16 protein-coding genes are annotated in these 16,587 nt (G+C 73.7%); 11 read left to right on the plus strand and 5 right to left on the minus strand.

The annotated features are described in order from the left end of the window. Positions 1–32: 32 nt before the first annotated feature. From E1284_RS18695 to E1284_RS18710, 4 genes are all read right to left on the minus strand, one after another. Complete coding sequence (locus tag E1284_RS18695) at positions 33–1,688, minus strand: acetolactate synthase large subunit (protein ID WP_131940611.1); 1,656 nt, start codon at positions 1,686–1,688, stop codon at positions 33–35. A 103-nt stretch (positions 1,689–1,791) separates the two neighbouring features. Continuing rightward, positions 1,792–2,811: an LLM class F420-dependent oxidoreductase gene (locus E1284_RS18700; RefSeq protein ID WP_131940613.1), complete on the minus strand. Its 1,020-nt coding sequence runs from the start codon at positions 2,809–2,811 to the stop codon at positions 1,792–1,794. A 143-nt stretch (positions 2,812–2,954) separates the two neighbouring features. Next, positions 2,955–3,155: a DUF397 domain-containing protein gene (locus tag E1284_RS18705; protein ID WP_131940615.1), complete on the minus strand. Its 201-nt coding sequence runs from the start codon at positions 3,153–3,155 to the stop codon at positions 2,955–2,957. After that, positions 3,152–3,997, minus strand: coding sequence for a helix-turn-helix domain-containing protein (locus tag E1284_RS18710; protein WP_131940617.1), 846 nt, complete (start codon positions 3,995–3,997; stop codon positions 3,152–3,154). Before E1284_RS18710 ends, E1284_RS18705 begins: the two co-directional genes overlap by 4 nt. A gap of 193 nt (positions 3,998–4,190) precedes the next feature. Here E1284_RS18710 and E1284_RS18720 point away from each other — a divergent pair, with 193 nt between their 5' ends. Beyond that, positions 4,191–4,793 carry an ATP-binding protein gene (locus tag E1284_RS18720; RefSeq protein ID WP_243714582.1) on the plus strand — a complete coding sequence of 201 codons (603 nt, stop codon included), beginning with the start codon at positions 4,191–4,193 and terminating at the stop codon, positions 4,791–4,793. Between the two features lie 37 nt (positions 4,794–4,830). On the opposite strand, the gene E1284_RS18725 is transcribed toward E1284_RS18720, so the two are convergent. After that, complete coding sequence (locus E1284_RS18725; RefSeq protein ID WP_131940619.1) at positions 4,831–5,427, minus strand: TetR/AcrR family transcriptional regulator; 597 nt, start codon at positions 5,425–5,427, stop codon at positions 4,831–4,833. Between the two features lie 60 nt (positions 5,428–5,487). Here E1284_RS18725 and E1284_RS18730 point away from each other — a divergent pair, with 60 nt between their 5' ends. From E1284_RS18730 to E1284_RS18775, 10 genes are all read left to right on the plus strand, one after another. After that, on the plus strand, positions 5,488–6,123 hold the full coding sequence (locus E1284_RS18730; RefSeq protein WP_131940620.1) for a GNAT family N-acetyltransferase: 636 nt from the start codon (positions 5,488–5,490) through the stop codon (positions 6,121–6,123). Continuing rightward, positions 6,120–6,605, plus strand: a complete 486-nt coding sequence (locus tag E1284_RS18735) for a hypothetical protein (protein ID WP_131940622.1) — start codon at positions 6,120–6,122, stop codon at positions 6,603–6,605. Before E1284_RS18730 ends, E1284_RS18735 begins: the two co-directional genes overlap by 4 nt. 123 nt (positions 6,606–6,728) lie before the next feature. Further along, complete coding sequence (gene cbiE, locus E1284_RS18740; protein WP_131940624.1) at positions 6,729–8,027, plus strand: precorrin-6y C5,15-methyltransferase (decarboxylating) subunit CbiE; 1,299 nt, start codon at positions 6,729–6,731, stop codon at positions 8,025–8,027. A gap of 53 nt (positions 8,028–8,080) precedes the next feature. Beyond that, entirely contained in the window at positions 8,081–8,767 is a 687-nt protein-coding gene (locus E1284_RS18745; protein ID WP_131940626.1) for a precorrin-8X methylmutase, read from the plus strand. Then, complete coding sequence (cobC, locus tag E1284_RS18750) at positions 8,764–9,777, plus strand: Rv2231c family histidinol phosphate aminotransferase CobC (protein WP_131940628.1); 1,014 nt, start codon at positions 8,764–8,766, stop codon at positions 9,775–9,777. The genes E1284_RS18745 and cobC overlap by 4 nt, the downstream gene beginning before the upstream one ends. Before the next feature lie 15 nt (positions 9,778–9,792). Then, complete coding sequence (cobT, locus tag E1284_RS18755; protein ID WP_131940630.1) at positions 9,793–10,869, plus strand: nicotinate-nucleotide--dimethylbenzimidazole phosphoribosyltransferase; 1,077 nt, start codon at positions 9,793–9,795, stop codon at positions 10,867–10,869. 128 nt (positions 10,870–10,997) lie between these two features. After that, positions 10,998–12,236 (plus strand): uroporphyrinogen-III C-methyltransferase, encoded by a 1,239-nt coding sequence (cobA, locus tag E1284_RS18760; protein WP_131940632.1) that lies wholly within the window; start codon positions 10,998–11,000, stop codon positions 12,234–12,236. Continuing rightward, entirely contained in the window at positions 12,233–14,218 is a 1,986-nt protein-coding gene (locus tag E1284_RS18765) for a GTPase family protein (RefSeq protein WP_243714584.1), read from the plus strand. The genes cobA and E1284_RS18765 overlap by 4 nt, the downstream gene beginning before the upstream one ends. Then, entirely contained in the window at positions 14,215–15,918 is a 1,704-nt protein-coding gene (locus E1284_RS18770; RefSeq protein ID WP_131940634.1) for a GTPase family protein, read from the plus strand. Before E1284_RS18765 ends, E1284_RS18770 begins: the two co-directional genes overlap by 4 nt. Positions 15,919–16,002: 84 nt before the next feature. Then, positions 16,003–16,464: a single-stranded DNA-binding protein gene (locus E1284_RS18775; protein WP_131940636.1), complete on the plus strand. Its 462-nt coding sequence runs from the start codon at positions 16,003–16,005 to the stop codon at positions 16,462–16,464. Positions 16,465–16,587 lie beyond the last annotated feature (123 nt).

The raw sequence follows: 16,587 nt of genomic DNA on the forward strand, positions 1-16,587 counted from the left end.
CCTAGGGCCGAAAGCGGCCACTTACCGCGCGGTTAGAAGGGGTCGGTCAGTTCTCCCAGTTTGTCGGTCAGGCGCAGGTTGTGGGAGTAGTCGACGGGGACGGCGACGACGGAGACCGCGTCCTCGGCGAGGGCCTTGCGGAGGGTGGGGAGCAGGTCGCCGGCGGACTCCACGCGGTGGCCGCGGGCGCCGAAGCTCTCCGCGTACGTCACGAAGTCCGGGTTGCCGAACTTGATGTGGGAGCTGGTGCCGAGGTCGAGGTCCATCTTCCACTCGATCAGGCCGTAGGCGGAGTCGTCCCAGATCAGGACGGTGATCGGGACGTTCTCGCGGACGGCGGTCTCCAGCTCCTGGGAGTTCATCAGGAACGCGCCGTCGCCCGTCGCGGCGAGGACGTTCCGGTCCGGGTGCGCGAGCTTCGCGGCGATGGCCCCCGGAACGGAGAAGCCCATCGAGGACAGGCCGTTGGAGACGATCAGGGTGTTCGGCTCGTACGTCGGATACATGCGGGCCATCCACATCTTCACCGCGCCGGTGTCGGCGAGGACGATGTCCTCGCGGCCCATGGCGGCGCGGACATCGGAGACGATGCGGCGGGGCGAGAGCGGGAAACCGTCCTCGGTGGCGCCCTCGGCGAGCTCCTCCCGGAGCATCTCCCGAATCCTGTGCCCCGTCCCGTTCAGGTCGAAGCGGCGGTGGACGGAGTCGGCGAGCGCGTGCAGCGAGCGGGAGATGTCGCCCTGGACGCCGACCGCGACCGGGTAGTGGTCGTCGACCTCGGCGGGGAACTGGTGGATGTGGACGATCTTCTTGTCCGCCACCGGGTTGATCTTGACGGGGTCGAACTCCTGGAGCTCGTAGCCGACGGTGATCAGGACGTCCGCCTCGTCGAAGCCGAAGTTCACGTAGTCGTGCCGCATGAAGCCGACGGCGCCGAGCGCGTTGGGGTGGTCGTCGGGGAAGACGCCCTTGCCGTTGAAAGTGGTCGCGACCGGCAGGCCGAGGCGCTCGGAGAAGTGGACCAGCGCGTCGCCCGCGCCGGCGCGGGTCGCGCCGTGCCCGGCGAGCACGATCGGCCGCCGGGCGAGGGCGAGCACGTCGGCGGCGCGGGCGACCTGGGACGCCGACGGCTCCTGCGTCCGGACGACGTTCAGCGGCAGGGGCGCCAGGTCGGCGGAGACCTTCGCCGCCTCGACGTCCTCCGGGATGGCCAGGTAGACCGCGCCGGGACGCTCGGTCTGCGCGGTCTTGAACGCCTTGCGCACCATCTCGGGCAGCGCCTCGGCGCGCGGCGCCAGCTCCGACCACTTGGTGATCGGCCGGAACAGCGACACGAGGTCGATGACCTGGTGCGACTCCTTGTAGATGCGGTCGAGGCCGACCTGCGCGGAGATCGCGACGACGGGCGTGCTGTTGGTGGTGGCGTCGGCGACGCCGAGCTGCAGGTTGATCGCGCCGGGGCCGAGCGTCGCGGACGCCACGCCCGCGCGGCCGGTGAGGCGGCCGTAGATCTCGGCCATGAAGGCCGCGCCCTGCTCGTGCCGGACGAGGATGTAGCGGATCGACGAGTCGTTCAGGGCATGGACGAAATGGATGTTCTCCTCGCCCGGGATGCCGAAGACGTATTCGACGCCCTCCGCCTCAAGGGTCCTGACGAGCAGGCGGGCGGCGTCTTGCTGCGCGGACATCTGTCCCATCTCCAGTTCGCGTCTCGCTGGTTGCCTCCCGTACAGCACGCCGAGCGGAGCGTCCATTCCGCCGCCGCGCCGGGCCGCGCGGCGGCGGTACGGCTCAGGAGTCGGCCATGTCCTTGATGGCGCGGAGGGTCGGCTCGTCCCTCACCCCGGCGATCAGCAGGGTGGTGACGGGGCTGTCGCGCCAGAGCTGGAGCCGCTCCTTGATCCGGCCGAGCGGGCCGAGCAGCGAGATCGCGTCGGCCAGCTCCTCCGGGACGGCCTTGATCGCCTCGTCGCGGCGGCCGGACAGGAACAGCTCCTGGACGCGCGCGGCCTGCTCCGCGAAGCCGAGCCGGCCGATCAGGTCGAGGTGGAAGTTGCGGTCCTTGGCGCCCATCCCGCCGATGTAGAACGCGAGCGGCATCTTGGCGAACTCCAGCGCCGAGGCGAGGTCGTCGGTGACGATCGTGGTGACGGTCGCGGCGATCTCGAAGCCGTCCGGGCGGTCCGCGAGCGAGGCGCCGAAGACGGAGTCGATCTGCTCCGGGTCGACGAACAGCGGCAGCCAGCCCTGCGCGACCTCGGTGGACAGCGCGACGTTCTTCGGGCCCTCGGCGCCCAGGTAGACGGGGATCTCCGGCCGGACGGGGTGGACGATCGACTTCAGCGGCTTGCCGAGCCCGGCGCCGCCTGGGTAGGGCAGCGGGTAGTGGGGGCCCTCGCTGGTCACCGGGCCCTCGCGCCGCCAGATCTGCCGGACGATGTCGAGGTACTCGCGGGTGCGGGCGAGCGGCTTCGGGAACGGCTGCCCGTACCAGCCCTCGACGACCTGCGGCCCGGACGCGCCGAGGCCGAGGATCATCCGCCCGCCGGACAGCGCGTCCAGGGTCAGCGCGTGCATCGCGGTGGCCGCCGGGGTGCGCGCCGACATCTGGACGACGGCCGTGCCGAGCTTGATCCGGGACGTGCGGGCGGCGTACCAGGCCAGCGGGGTGAACGCGTCCGAGCCGTACGCCTCGGCGGTGAACACCGAGTCGTAGCCGCAGCGCTCGGCGGCCAGCACCGTCTCGGTCTGGTCGTCGGGTTCGCCCTGCCAGTAGCCGACGTTGATGCCGAGCTTGAGTTCCGCGGTCACGTTGCACCCTCCGGTAGTCGACGCACCGGCGATACTAGAACACGTTCTAGTTTCCCGGAAGGGGGGCCGCCCTCCCGGTGCGGGGCGGTCCGGGCGCGAACGAGGGCCGCGGCGCAGCGCGCCGCGGCCCGGGGGGTTCGCCGCTAGCTCTCCTTGATCGCCTCCAGCAGGCCCCGCCAGGCGGACGGGGTCAGGACCAGCGCCGGTCCGGCGGGGTCCTTGGAGTCGCGCACCGCGCGAAGGTCGCTGGACAAGGCCGCCATCTCGACGCACTGGTCGCCGCTTCCGCTGCGGGACGACTTGCGCCAGACGGCACCGGTGAGTTCGCGATGCAGGTTGGTCACGGGCTACTCCTAGCTGCCTCGGCGATGAGGTGCGCGGAATCCTCGGGGGACAGGGCTCGCGCCGCGATGAGATCGAAGCGGTCCCTATGCTTTGCTATTTCCTCGGCGCTCTCAAGGTAAACGTCGCCCATAGTGCCCTCGACATAGGCGATATCGGGGTCCGCGGGGTCTGGATACGACAATATGGTGAAACGTCCGTCAAGGCCCGCATGCGCCTCGGCTGTGTACGGAAGTACCTGGATCGTCACCGTTGGGCGGGTCTGCGCGGCGGTGGCGAGGGCCTCCAGCTGGCCCCGCATCACCTCCGGGCCGCCGATCGGGCGGTGCAGCACCGCCTCGTCGAAGATCACCTGCAGGCGGGGCGCGTCGGTGCGGTCCAGCAGCGCCTGCCTGATCTTGCGGGCGGCGATGCGGCGCTCGATGTCCTCCTGGGCGGGCAGCAGCCGGCCCGCCGTGATCACGGCGCGGGAGTACGGCTCGGTCTGCAGCAGCCCGTGCACGAGCTGCGGGTCCCAGGTGCGGATGTGCGAGGCCTCGTCCTCCAGCGCGACGTAGCTGCCGGCGAAGACGTCCTGGTAGGCCGTCCACCAGCCGCGCTGGCCGGCCTGCCGGGCGAGGGTGATGAGCGCGTCGCGATCCGGGCTCGGGACGCCGTAGAGGTCGAGGATGTCGGCGATGTCGCCGGGCTTCGGGCGGGTCTGGCTGGTCTCGAGGCGGGAGACGGTGGCTCGCGACCAGTCCAGCCGGTCCGCCACCTCCTGCAGGGTGAGGCCCTGCTCCTCGCGCAGCTTGCGGAGCTCCCGCGCGAGGCGGCGGCCGCGGACGGTGGGGCGGTAGGTCATGGAAGTGGAGTCTTGCGACTCTCGACGCCCGTCACAACGCGATTGGCGAACCCGGCGGAAAGGCGGGGGAATTCCGGGAAGACGCTTGCGATCGTGAGAATCTCACGAGACTCTTGAACGAGTGACCGTCCGGAGACTGACAGTGACCGCTGGGCGGTCGCGGAGCCCGGGCACGTAGACCGCGGGAGGACCCGTGAACAGCACGCCGGCCGATGCCGCTGCGGACACCGCCGTGATGGCGGAGAGCACCGTGGTGGCCGACAGCGCGATCGACGCCCTGACCGAGACCGTCGCCCTGACCGAGACCCTCGCGGACGCCGCCGTGCCGCACGCCGCGCAGGACGGCGACGGCATCGCGCGCGACGGCATGCCCGGCCGGGTGTGGGCGCTGCCGGGCGGTCCCGGCTGCGCCGGCCACGCCCGCCGCGTGCTGCGCGACGCGCTCGCCTCGCTCGGCGCGCCGCCGGACGTGATCGCCGACGCCCAGCTCATGGTGAGCGAGCTGGCCACGAACGCCCACCAGCACGCGGGCGAGCACGGCCCCCACGAGCTGTGGCTCTACCAGGGTGAGGGGTGCGCCCGCGAGGTGCGCTGCGCGGTCTTCGACGCGTTCGCCGACGCCGCGCTGCCCGGCTACTCGTGGACGTCCGGCGACTGCGGGCGCGGGCTGAGCATCGTCCGGGAGCTGTCCGGCGGGCGCTGGGGGCTGCGGCGCACGCTGTCGCGGCTCGGGCCGCCCGTCCGCGGCAAGGCCGTCTGGTTCACCATCCCGGGCGCCGCCGCGCCGCCCCGCTGACCGTCCGCCGGCCGGGAGCCGAGGGGCGAGGGCCGGGTCAGTCCTTCTCCAGCGCGGGACCGATGTCGCTGACCAGCGCCAGCAGTGACCGGGAGAGCAGCGTGTGCACCTGCTCGCGGTCGAGCGTCTTCTCCTGCAGCCACTGCCGCGTCGCCGCGTCCACCAGCCCGGTGTACACGCGCAGGACGGCCCGCAGCGTCTCGGTCGGCTCCGGTACCCGCAGGACGACCAGCATGTGCTTGACGGCCTCGTCCTTGAACCGGTTGACGACCCGCAGGAGTTCTGGGTCCTGCCCGAAGCCCTCGGCGTCCAGGGCCGCGAACCAGGTGGTCGCGTTCTGGTCGGCGGTGTCGAGGAACAGGTTCACCAGCAGCTCGACGGACTCGGGCAGCGTCAGCCGGTCGTCCGGCGGCGGGACCTGCATCGCCGCGGACGCGGTCAGCCCGTGGACGACCTTGAGGAAGAGCTCCCGCTTCGTCCCGAAGTAGTAGTGGATCAGGCCGCGCTGCACGCCGGTCTCCCGGGCGATCGCGGCCGTGGACACCTCCGAGTACGGCAGCTCGGTGAACATCCGCCGGGCGACGGCGAGGATCTGGGCGCGCCGTTCGTCCGGGGACAGCCGCTGGTAGCTCACCGCGACAGCCTATTCTGTGCGGGCGGCCCGCGCTGGGCGGGCGGCCTGAGGGGAGCGCCGGTGAACGCCTTCGAGGGGACCGTGCGCCTGGTGGGCGAGCGGCTCGTCCTCCGCCCGTTCGGCCTGGACGACGCCGGCGCGCTGATCGAGGTCATCCGCGCCGGGGAGGACTTCCTCCCGCCGAACTTCCCGACCGCGCTGGAAGCCGAGCCCATCGCCTGGTTCCTCCAGGAGGGCGTCCACAAGGTTCAGCATTTCGGTCTGGGCATCCATCTCGCGGTGACAGAGCGTTACACGGGCGACCTTATCGGGACCATAGGGCTGTTCAAGGTCGACTGGTCCCATCTGACGTCCGAGGTCGGTTACGGGATGCGGCCGGGCGCGCGCGGGCGCGGCTACGCCACCGAGGCGCTCCGCCTGGTCTCCGACTGGGCGCTGCACGACTGCGGGCTGTTCCGCGTGGAACTGCGCGCGATGGTCACCAACCACGCCTCGGTCCGGGTCGCCGAGAAGGCCGGCTACCTGCGGGAGGGCGTCGCGCGCGGCGCCGAGCGCGACGCGGACGGCGTCAGCCGCGACATGATCGTCTTCAGCCGGATCGGGACCGATCCGCCGCTGCCCGGCGCGCCGCGCCCGCACCCGGACGGCGCCTCCGCGAGGCTCGTTGCCGACGAAGAGGAGGGACGGTACCAGTGACCGCAACGGATCGGACGCTCGTGTTGTACGGGGAGGGCGCGCGCGGCGCCGCCCGGGGGATGCTGCCGAAGCCGCCGGACGACTGCTTCGTCCCGGCGGGGGCGGTGCGCGAGGCGGTCGCGACGGCGGTCAAGGACGGTACCGCGCAGATCGTCCTGGTCGCGGGCATGGCCGAGCACGTCGCCGTGCTCGGCGGGGCGGCGGGCCTGCTGGAGTCGATCACCCTCGACATGGACTGCGGCGTCGCGCTCGCCGGGGAGGTCTCGCGGGTGGCGACCCCCCGGGACGCCTACGCGCTGTGGGAGGCGGCGGGCCGGCTCGGGCCCTGCGGGCGGGAGCTGTGCCGCCGGACGGCCGGGGAGCTGGAGCGCCTCGCCGCCGAGGCCGCCGGCACGCCGCACAGCCCGCTCGCCGCGCAGGTCGTCCTGCTCGACGCGGCCGGTGAGCGCATGGTCGGCATGTACGGCCGCATGGCCCGGTGAGCGGCCCCCGCGGGCAAGCTGGGCGGCGACCTGGGGTACGGGTGTCTCAGTAGGCGAGTGGCACGGTAGGCGATTGGTAGGGCAGGGCGATTGGTAGGGCAGGGCGATTGGTAGGGCAGGGCGATGCTTACGGTCGTCGGCTGTGATGGTTCGCCGCTTCCGGAGGCGGCTCAGGTGGCCTTGGAGAGCGCCGCGCTGGTGGTGGGGGAGCCCGCGCTGCTGGAGCGCCTTCCCTTGGCGCCGGACGCCGGCAAGGTCGCCGCAACGGACGTGGTGGAGGCCCTGCGAGGGGTCGATGTCACCGAGCAGGACGTCGTGGTCGTCGTGGACGGCGACCCCGGCTACTTCGGGATCGTCCGGGAGTTGCTCGAACAAGGGCATGCGCCGGAAGCGATCCCTGCGACGCCCTTGGTGGCGCGTGCCTTCGCTCAAGCGGGCCTGCCCTGGGAGGACGCTCTCGTCGTCTCCGCCAGGGGCGGGCATCTGCGGCATGCCGTGAACGCATGCCGTGCCCACCCGAAGGTGGCCGTGCTGACCGGGCCTGGGGCGGGGCCGGCCGAACTGGCGCGCGCGCTGTTCCCGGTCACTCCGCGTTCGTTCGTGGTCTGCGAGGACTTGGGCGGGCCTAGAGAACGGGTGGTGTACGTCCGTCCGGCGGAGGCGACCACTCGTCCGTGGAACAACCCCGGCGTGGTGCTCGTGCTGGACAACCGTCACGCCTTGGGGGAGACGGGCTGGTTCGCCGGGCCGCGGCGTGCTCCCGCCGGATGGGCGCTGCCTGAGGACGCGTTCGGCGACGGCCCCGGCATGCGCCCGGACGTCCGGGCCTTCGTGCTGGCCAAGCTCGGCCCGGGGATCGGCGACATGGTGTGGGACGTGGAGTCCGGCGACGGCTCGGTGGGCATCGAGTGCGCGCGCTTCGGCGCCGCCGTGGTCGCCATCGACCGCGACTACGCGGCGTGCAGGAGGATCAGGGAGAATGTCCGGCTGCACGCGGCCAAGGTCGCGATGGCGTCAGGGGACGTCCAGTCCGCGGCCGGTCATCTGCCCGCGCCCGACGCCGTCTTCGTCGGCCGGGGCGGGCCGGCGGCCGTCCGGGTGTGCGCGCAGCTCAGGCCGTCCCGGCTCGTCGCCCTCTGCACGCCCGCCGATGTTCGGGTCATACTGGGCATCCTGGACGAGCAGGGCTTCACCCCCGGCGCCGTCCAGCTCCAGGCGACCCGGCTGACCCCACCGGAGGAGCCCGGAGACCCGGTGATCGTCGTCTGGGGTGAGCGGGACGCCCCGGCCCCGGTGCGGCGGCCGTCCCGGACGGACCGTCCGATCGAGACGATCCCGGCGCCGCCCGGCGAGCCGGTCGAGCCCGCCGAGCCCCGCCGCGCGACCCCGGCCGATCCGGACGTACCGCCCCGTAAGGCGTGAAACCCTGGTAACCCCGTCCGGAGGCAAGGATCCGGAGCACTGGAGGAGCGCAGTTGACCGTCCGACAGCCCCACCCGATCGAGGTCCGGTCGTACGAGATCCTGCGGTCCCGCGTCGACCTGTCGCCGATGCCGCCGCTGTGGCGCGCCGTCGCCGAGCGGGTGATCCACGCCACCGCCGACCTGGAGTACGCGGTGGACCTGCTGACCAGGGAGGAGCACCTCCACCAGGGCTGGGCCGCGCTGCACGCCGGGGCGCCGGTCGTCACCGACGAGGGCATGGTCGCCGCCGGGATCACCGCGCGGGAGCCGATCTGCCACGCCGCCGACCCGGCCGCCGCCCGGATGGCGCGCGCCGCCGGCATCACCCGGTCCGCGGCGGCCGTGCGGCTGTCGTACTCCGAGGTCGGGCCGGGCGCGGTCTGGGTGGTCGGCTCCGCGCCGGAGGCGATCTTCGAGATCATCGAGCGCCGGGTCGCCCCCGCCCTCGTCATCGGCATGCCGGTCGGCTTCGTCGGCGCCCGCGAGGCCAAGGAGGCGCTGCGCGCCAGCGGGCTGCCGCAGCTCAGCAACGTCTCGGAGAAGGGCGGCTCGGCGGTCGCCGCCGCGGCCGTCAACGCGCTCCTGTACCTGGAGGCGGGGCAGTTCGAGGCCGGGCGCCACGGTGCCGGGCACGGGGCAGTGCACGGCGCGGGGCACGGCGCGGGGCACGGGGCCGGGCGCGAGGCGGGCCGCCCATGAACGTCGACCTGCGCCATCACGGGGACGCGGAGGTCGGCGACGGGCTCGCCGACTTCGCCGTGAACGTCCGGACCGGCATGCCGCCGCAGTGGCTGGCCGAGCGGATCCGGGCCTCGGTCGCCGACCTCGCCGCCTACCCCGACCCGCGCCCGGCCCGCCGGGCCGTCGCGCGCCGGCACGGCAGGTCCGTCGAGGAGGTACTGCTGACCGCCGGTGCCGCGGAGGCGTTCGTGCTGCTCGCGCGGGTCCTCGCGCCGCGGCGGGCGGTGGTGGTGCACCCGCAGTTCACCGAGCCCGAGGCCGCGCTGCGCGCCGCCGGGCACGAGGTGGAGCGGGTGATCCTCAGCAAGGACTTCACCCTCGATCCGGCCCTCGTTCCGGAGGACGCCGACCTCGTCGTGGTCGGCAACCCGACCAACCCCACGTCGGTGCTGCACCCGTCCGAGGCCGTCGCGGCCCTCGCCAGGCCCGGCCGGACGGTCGTCGTGGACGAGGCGTTCATGGACGTCGTCCCGGGCGAACCCGAGTCCCTCGCCAGCCGGCTCCCCACCGGCGTGGTGGTCATCAGGTCGCTCACCAAGACATGGGGGCTCGCCGGGCTCCGCGCAGGGTACGTCCTGGCCGACCCCCATCTGGTGGGGCGGCTCGCAGAGGCGCAACCCCTCTGGGCCGTGTCGACGCCCGCGCTCGTCGCCGTCGAAGCGTGCTCCTCTCCGGAGGCCGTCGCCGAGGCCGAGGCGTGGGCCGTCGAGCTGGGCAGGGAGCGTGACCGGCTGGCGGCGGAGCTCACCGGACGCGGCCTCTACGTCGTCCCTGAGGCGCGAGCGTCGTTCCTGTGCCTGTGCGTGCCCGATGCCCTCGGCATCAGGGCCTTGCTAAGGCAGCGTGGTTACGCCGTCAGGCGCGGTGACACGTTCCCAGGGCTGGGCTCCGACTGGTTGCGGATCGCGGTGCGCGACCGTCCGTCCAATGACCGGCTGCTCGGCGTGCTGGGTGAACTCGGTATCTGATCCAGGAAGGACGCTGTGAACCTGATCGACGAGACCATCGCCGCCATCGGGCCGCTGGACGAGGCGGCGATGCGGGACGCCCGCGACCACCAGGCGCGGCTCACCAAGCCGCCCGGGTCGCTCGGCGTCCTGGAGGAGGTGTCGGTCAGGCTCGCCGGGCTGGCCGGGCAGTGCCCGCCGCCGCTGCCCGAGCCCGCCGCCGTGGCCGTGTTCGCCGCCGACCACGGCGTCCACGCCCAGGGCGTCACCCCGTGGCCGCAGGAGGTCACCGCGCAGATGGTGGCCAACTTCCTGGCCGGCGGAGCCGTGGTCAACGCGTTCGCCGCCCAGGTCGGCGCCGGTGTCAGCGTGGTCGACGTCGGCGTCGCCGCCGAGCTGGACGACGGCCCCGGCCTGCTGCGGCGCAAGATCGCGCCGGGCACCGCGGACATGACGGCCGGGCCCGCGATGACCGGCGCGCAGGCGCGCCGCGCCGTCGAGACGGGCATCGAGACGGCCCGCGAGCTGGCCGGCCACGGCGCGCGGTGCCTGATCACCGGGGACATGGGGATCGCCAACACCACCGCGTCCGCCGCACTGATCGCCGCGTTCACCGGGCTGCCGCCCGAGCGGGTCACCGGCCGCGGCACCGGCATCGACGACGCCACCCACGCGCACAAGGTCGAGGTCGTCCGCGCGGCCCTCGCCCGGCACGGGCTCCCCGAGCGGGGCAGGCCGCCGCTGGAGGTGCTCGCGGCGGTCGGCGGGCTGGAGCACGCCGCGATCGCCGGATTCGTCCTCGGCGCGGCCGCGCTGCGCGTCCCGGTCGTCCTGGACGGGGTGATCGCCGGGGCCGCCGCGCTGGCCGCCGCCGCGCTGTGCCCGGACGCCCTCGCCGGATGCGTCGCCGGGCACCGCTCGGCCGAGCCCGGCCACGCCGCCGCGGTCGAGGCGCTCGGCCTGCGGCCGCTGGTCGACCTGGAGCTCCGGCTCGGCGAGGGGACCGGCGCGCTGCTGGCGTTGCCGCTGGTCCAGGGCGCGGTGCGGGTCCTGCACGAGGTCGCCACGTTCGACTCGGCCGGCGTCAGCGAGAAGGACGCCGGGCAGCCGTAACGGCGTGATCACGGCTTGAGTCACGCTCGGCTATCGAACGGGCGGAGCCCCTCTCCACGGACTCGACATCCCGAGTACCTTTGTTCCTCGAAGACACTGCCGGTCACCGTCGTCGAGAGAACCACCACGTGCCCCCGTACCTGCTTGGCCTGCGACTCGCCGGGCGACGCGTCCTCGTCGTCGGCGGGGGCCGGGTCGCCCAGCGCCGGGTCCCCGCGCTCCTGGACGCGGGCGCCGACGTCGTCCTCGTCTCGCCCGCCGTGACCGCGACCCTGGAGGGCCTCGCCGACCACGGCCGGATCACCTGGCACCAGCGCCCGTACAAGCGCGGCGACTGCCGGGGCGCCTGGCTCGTGCAGGCCGTCACCGACGACCCCGGCGTCAACGGGGACGTGGTCGCCGAGGCCGACGCCGCGCGGATCTGGGCCGTCCGGGCCGACGACGCCGAGGCGTCCCCCGCCTGGACGCCCGCGAGCGGGCACGCGGGCGACGCGACCGTCGGCGTCCTGCTCGGCGGCGACCCGCGCCGTGCCGCCGGCATCCGCGACGCCGTGGTCGAGGGGCTGCGCGACGGCGCGCTCGAATCCCGGCACTCCCGGCGCAAGCCCGCGGGGGTCGCGCTCGTCGGCGGCGGCCCCGGCGACCCCGGCCTGATCACCGTGCGCGGGCGGCAGCTGCTCGCCATGGCCGACGTCGTCGTCACCGACCGGCTCGTCCCCGGCGGCCTGCTGGACGAGCTGGCCGCCGACGTCGAGGTGATCGACGCCGCCAAGATCCCCTACGGGCGGACCGTCACCCAGGACCGCATCAACGAGTACCTGGTCGAGCACGCCAGGGCGGGCCGCTTCGTCGTCCGGCTCAAGGGCGGCGACCCGTTCGTGTTCGGGCGCGGCGGCGAGGAGGCCCTGTACTGCGCCCGGCACGGCGTCCCGGTCACCGTCGTCCCCGGCATCACCAGCGCGGTCGCCGTGCCGTCCGCCGCGGGCATCCCGGTCACCCACCGCGGGGTGTCGCAGGAGTTCCACGTCGTCTCCGCGCACGTCCCGCCCGGCCACCCCGCCTCGACCGTCGACTGGGCCGCGCTGGGCCGCGCGAACGGGACGATCGTGCTGCTCATGGCGGTGGAGCGGATGGCGCTCATCGCACCGGCGCTCATGCGCTATGGTCGATCGTCCGACACGCCGGTGGCCGTGGTACAGGACGGCACGCTCCCCGGCCAGCGCGCGCTGACGGCGACGCTGGGCACGGTGGCCGACGAGATGTCCGCCGCCGGCGTCCGACCCCCGGCGATCGTGGTCGTCGGCGACGTGGTGAACGTGGCACGAGAGATCGACGTGATTCGAGCGGACATGGGACGGGATCCGTGACACCCCCGGCAGAGCGAAGCGCGGTCCACGACGAGGAGGCCGCCGGCCGGGAACGCGGGATCGAGGACTCCGCGCCCGGTCTGGACGCCGTGCCCGAGAAGGACGCCGTGCCTGACAAGGACAGCCCCGAGACCTCCGAAACCCCCGACGCCTCCGAGACCCCCGAGACCCCCGGCGCCTCCGAGACCCCGGACGCGCCGGAGCAGGCGGCCCCGTCCGGCAAGAGCAGGGGCAGGGCCAGGGGCGGGCGGCGCCGCGGCCCCCGGCCGGCCCCCGCGGCCGGCGGCGGCACGGTCCGGCAGGGCGAGCTGATCCGGGCGCTGACCGCGCTGCGCGACCAGCTCGGCGCGTTCGACCTGCTGCTGGACGTCCCCGGCGTGCAGGAGGCCCGCGAGGCCCGCGACGAGCTGCGCGGCCAACTGGAGGACTACGTCCTGCCGCGCATCCAGGCCGCCGGCGCCCCGATGCTCGTGGTGCTCGGCGGGTCGACGGGCGCCGGCAAGTCCACGCTGGTCAACACGCTCGTCGGCGCCCGGGTGAGCGCCACCGGCGTGCTGCGCCCCACCACCAGCAGCCCCATCCTGGTCTGCCACCCCGACCACACCGAGTGGTTCATGAACGGGCCGATGCTGCCCGGCATGGGGCGCGTCCGCGGCCCCGCGCCCGACGCCATCGCCGGTGACCAGTTGGTCATCATCGGCAGCGACGTGTTGCCGCCCGGCCTCGCGCTGCTCGACAGCCCCGACTTCGACTCCGTCTTCGAGGACCACTACGAGTTCGCGACCAAGCTGATGGCCGCCGCCGACCTGTGGCTGTGCGTCACCACCGCCGCCCGGTACGCCGACGCGCAGGTGTGGCAGATGCTGCAGCGCGCCAAGGAGAACGGCGCCACGATCGGCGTCGTCCTGTCCCGCGTCCCGGGCGGCGCCGGCGCCGAGGTCGTCGAGCACTTCGGCGAGATGCTGGACGAGCACGAGGTCGGCGACGCGCAGCGCTTCACCATCCCCGAGACACGCATCGAGAACAGCCGGCTCCCCGAGGAGACCGTCGAGGACATCCGCGAATGGCTGATCGGCGTCGCCGAGGACGCCGAGGACCGCGAGATCGTCATCAGCGACACCCTCGCCGCCGTCCTGGACAGCCTGCGCACCCGCGTCCCCGAGGTCGCCCGGCAGGTCGAGGCCCAGGTCGGGCAGCGCGCCGAGCTGGCCCGCGAGGTCGAGGCCGGGTACGGCACCGCCCTCGCCGAACTCGACGAGGCCACCCGCAACGGCTCGCTGCTGCGCGGCGAGGTCCTCGCCCGCTGGCAGGACTTCGCCGGCACCGGCGACCTGCTGAAGGCCCTGCACGTGCAGCGGTCCCGGCGCGGCCGGGCCGCCGGGCGCCGGGCCGGCCGCCGCAGCCCCGCCCGGGTGCGCGCGCTGAAGGCGGCGCTGCGCAGCGGGCTCGAATCACTGATCATGGCGTCCGCCGAGCACGGCGCCGAGCAGGTCATCGCGCGCTGGCGCGACCACCCGTCCGGGCGGCAGGTCCTCGCCGGGGTGGACGCCGACCTCGCGCACGTCTCCCCGGAGCTGGCGCGCCGCGTCACCCGGGCCGTCAGCTCCTGGCAGGACCACGTCCAGGAGCTGATCCGCACCGAGGGCGTCACCAAGCGCTCGGTCGCGAAGCTGGTCTCGTTCGACACCGAGGCGGTCTCCCTCGTCCTGATGATCGGCCTGCTCGGCTACGGCACGTCCGACGTGGCCGTCGAGGGCGGCAACAGCGCCGTCCCGCAGCGGCTGCTGAAGGCGCTGTTCGGCGCCGAGTCGCTGCGCGGCATGGGCGCCAAGGCCCGCGCCGACCTGCGCAGCCGCATCGGGATGCTGTTCGACGAGGAGGCCATCCGGTTCGGGCAGGTGCTCGACTCGGCCGGCATCCCGGACGAGACCGTCCCCGTCCAGCTGTACCAGGCCACCTACAACCTCGAGGTCGCCCGATGACCACCTCGGCCCTCCCCGCGAACTCGCCGGCGGCGACCGGCGGGATCCCGACGCTCGGCGAGGCCGCCCCCGCGGCCGTGCCCACCGGCCCGCCCGGGCTGGTCGACCGGCTGGGCGCGCTCGACCGGCTCGTCCAGACCGGGTACGGACGGCTCGAGCAGCCCGTCCTCGACGACGCCGGGGCGCTGCTCGACCGCGCCGGCCAGCGGCTGCGGCTGTCCGGCGACCACACCGTCGTCACCCTCGCCGGCGGCACCGGCAGCGGCAAGTCCTCGCTGTTCAACGCGATCTGCGGGCTCGAACTGTCGCCGACCGGGATGCGCCGCCCGATGACGTCCAAGGCCCACTCCTGCGTCTGGGGGCTGGACGGCGCCGGGCCGCTGCTCGACTGGCTCGACGTCGACAAGCGGCACCGCTACGCCCGCGCCAGCGCCCTCGACCTGGAGCGCGCCGACGCCGGCCTGCAGGGCCTCGTGCTGATCGACCTGCCCGACCACGACTCCATCCAGGCCGTGCACCGCGCCGAGGTCGACCGGTTCGTCACCATCGCCGACCTCCTCGTCTGGGTCGTCGACCCGCAGAAGTACGCCGACGCCGCCCTGCACCGCAACTACATCGTCCCGTTCGCGCGGCACACCGGCGTCACGCTGATCGTCCTCAACCAGGTCGACCGGCTCGCCCCGCACGAGATCGACGACTGCGTCGCCGACCTGCGCCGCCTGCTGGAGGCCGAGGGCCTCGCCGACCCGCGGATCGTGACCACCTCCGCCGTCGCCGACGACGGCGTGCACGGCTTTCGCGACGTCCTCATCGACACCGTCGCCGCCCGCCGCGCCCGCACCGAGCGCCTGTCCGCCGACGTCGACCGGGTCGCCGAGCGCTTCACCGCCTACCGCTTCGAGGCCGAGCCGCCGACCACCGTCGACGACGGCCGCCGCGCCGAGCTGATCCAGGCCCTGACCGACGCCGCGGGCGCGCCCGCCGTCGCCGAGGCCATGGAGAGCGCCTACGAGCTGCGCGCCGCCGACTTCGTGGGCTGGCCCGTCACCGCCATCGTCGACCGGCTCCGCTCCGACCCCCTGCGCCGGATGCGCCTCACCGAACTGCGCGAGGAGCTCCGCAACGCCTTCACCGGCCCGATCGGCGCCCAGCAGGGCGACGTCGACAACGCGCTCCAGAGCGTCACCGAGGGCCTGACCCCCGACCTCCCGACCCATTGGGGACGCTCCGTCCGCGCCGCGGCCCGCTCCCACGCCACCGAGATCCCCGAGGCGCTCGGCGAGTCGCTGAAGGAGGCCCTGCCCACCTTCAACGCGGTGCCGCGCTGGTGGTGGCTGGTGAAGACCTGGCAGTACTTCCTGGTCCTGGTCGCCGTCCTCAGCGTCGTGTGGATCGGCTTCCTCGTCGCCTACGGCCTCCTCGGCGCGGGCGGCGACGACCCGGGCGGCCTCATCGGCCAGGCGGGCCTCATCCCCTACGTGGCCGTCCTGGTGGTCTGCACGCTGGGCATGGGCTGGCTCACCGCCTCCGCCTGCCGCAACCTGGTCGCGCTGTCGTCCGCCAAGCACGGCGAGAAGATGGAGCACCACATGCGGCTCGGCATCGAGCGCGTCGCCTTCGAGAAGGTCGTCGAGCCCATCGAGGACGACCTGGAGATCTACGCCCGCTTCCGCGAGGACGTCGACCTGGCCCTCGGCTGAGTTATCCACAATTCCCCGGCCCCCTGCCGCCCGCCTGCGCGCTGGGCCACCGTTGGTCTCGCAACCGAGACAACGGAGGTCACAGTGAACGAGGCGCACGTCACCATCACCGGCTGGGTCGCCGCGGAGCCCCGCTACGCCGTAACGTCCAACGGAACCCCGTTCCTCTCCCTGCGGGTGGGCTGCACGCCCCGCCGCTTCGACCGCCAGACCAACCAGTGGCAGGATGACGAGCCCCTCCACGTCACGGTCAACTGCTGGCGCAACCTCGCCGAGAACGTCAACGCGTCCGAACTCCGGCGCGGCACACCCGTCGTCCTCACCGGCCGCCTGCGCATCCGCCAGTACGAACGCGACGACCAGTGGCGCTTCTCCGCCGAGGTCGAGGCCATGACCCTGGGCCCCGACCTGAACCGGGGCACCGTCGACTTCCGCCCCGCCCAGCGAAGCGGCCCCCTGACCGACGAAGACCGCCAGCTGGCCCGCGACACCGCCGACCAATGGGCCCTGACGACCCCGGCCGAAGAAGAACCCAAAGCCGCCTGACCCCAACGCCGGTGGGGCGCGGCCATGCACCTGCCGATATGCGAGCCGTCGGCCTTGTGGTGTCCGAGTGGGCGTGTCTTGGGTAAGTCGGGCGCTCTGGGCCGGCGGTCGGCTGGTGGGGAG

Origin of the sequence: Actinomadura bangladeshensis (assembly GCF_004348335.1) — a bacterium.
Taxonomy (GTDB): domain Bacteria; phylum Actinomycetota; class Actinomycetes; order Streptosporangiales; family Streptosporangiaceae; genus Spirillospora; species Spirillospora bangladeshensis.

Bases quoted from the DNA above. Each gene is read 5' to 3' on its own strand.
- E1284_RS18695 (WP_131940611.1), bottom strand. From the start codon at position 1,688: ATGTCCGCGCAGCAAGACGCCGCCCGCCTGCTCGTCAGGACCCTTGAG.
- E1284_RS18710 (WP_131940617.1), bottom strand. From the start codon at position 3,997: ATGACCTACCGCCCCACCGTCCGCGGCCGCCGCCTCGCGCGGGAGCTC.
- cbiE (WP_131940624.1), top strand. From the start codon at position 6,729: ATGCTTACGGTCGTCGGCTGTGATGGTTCGCCGCTTCCGGAGGCGGCT.
- cobC (WP_131940628.1), top strand. From the start codon at position 8,764: ATGAACGTCGACCTGCGCCATCACGGGGACGCGGAGGTCGGCGACGGG.
- E1284_RS18770 (WP_131940634.1), top strand. From the start codon at position 14,215: ATGACCACCTCGGCCCTCCCCGCGAACTCGCCGGCGGCGACCGGCGGG.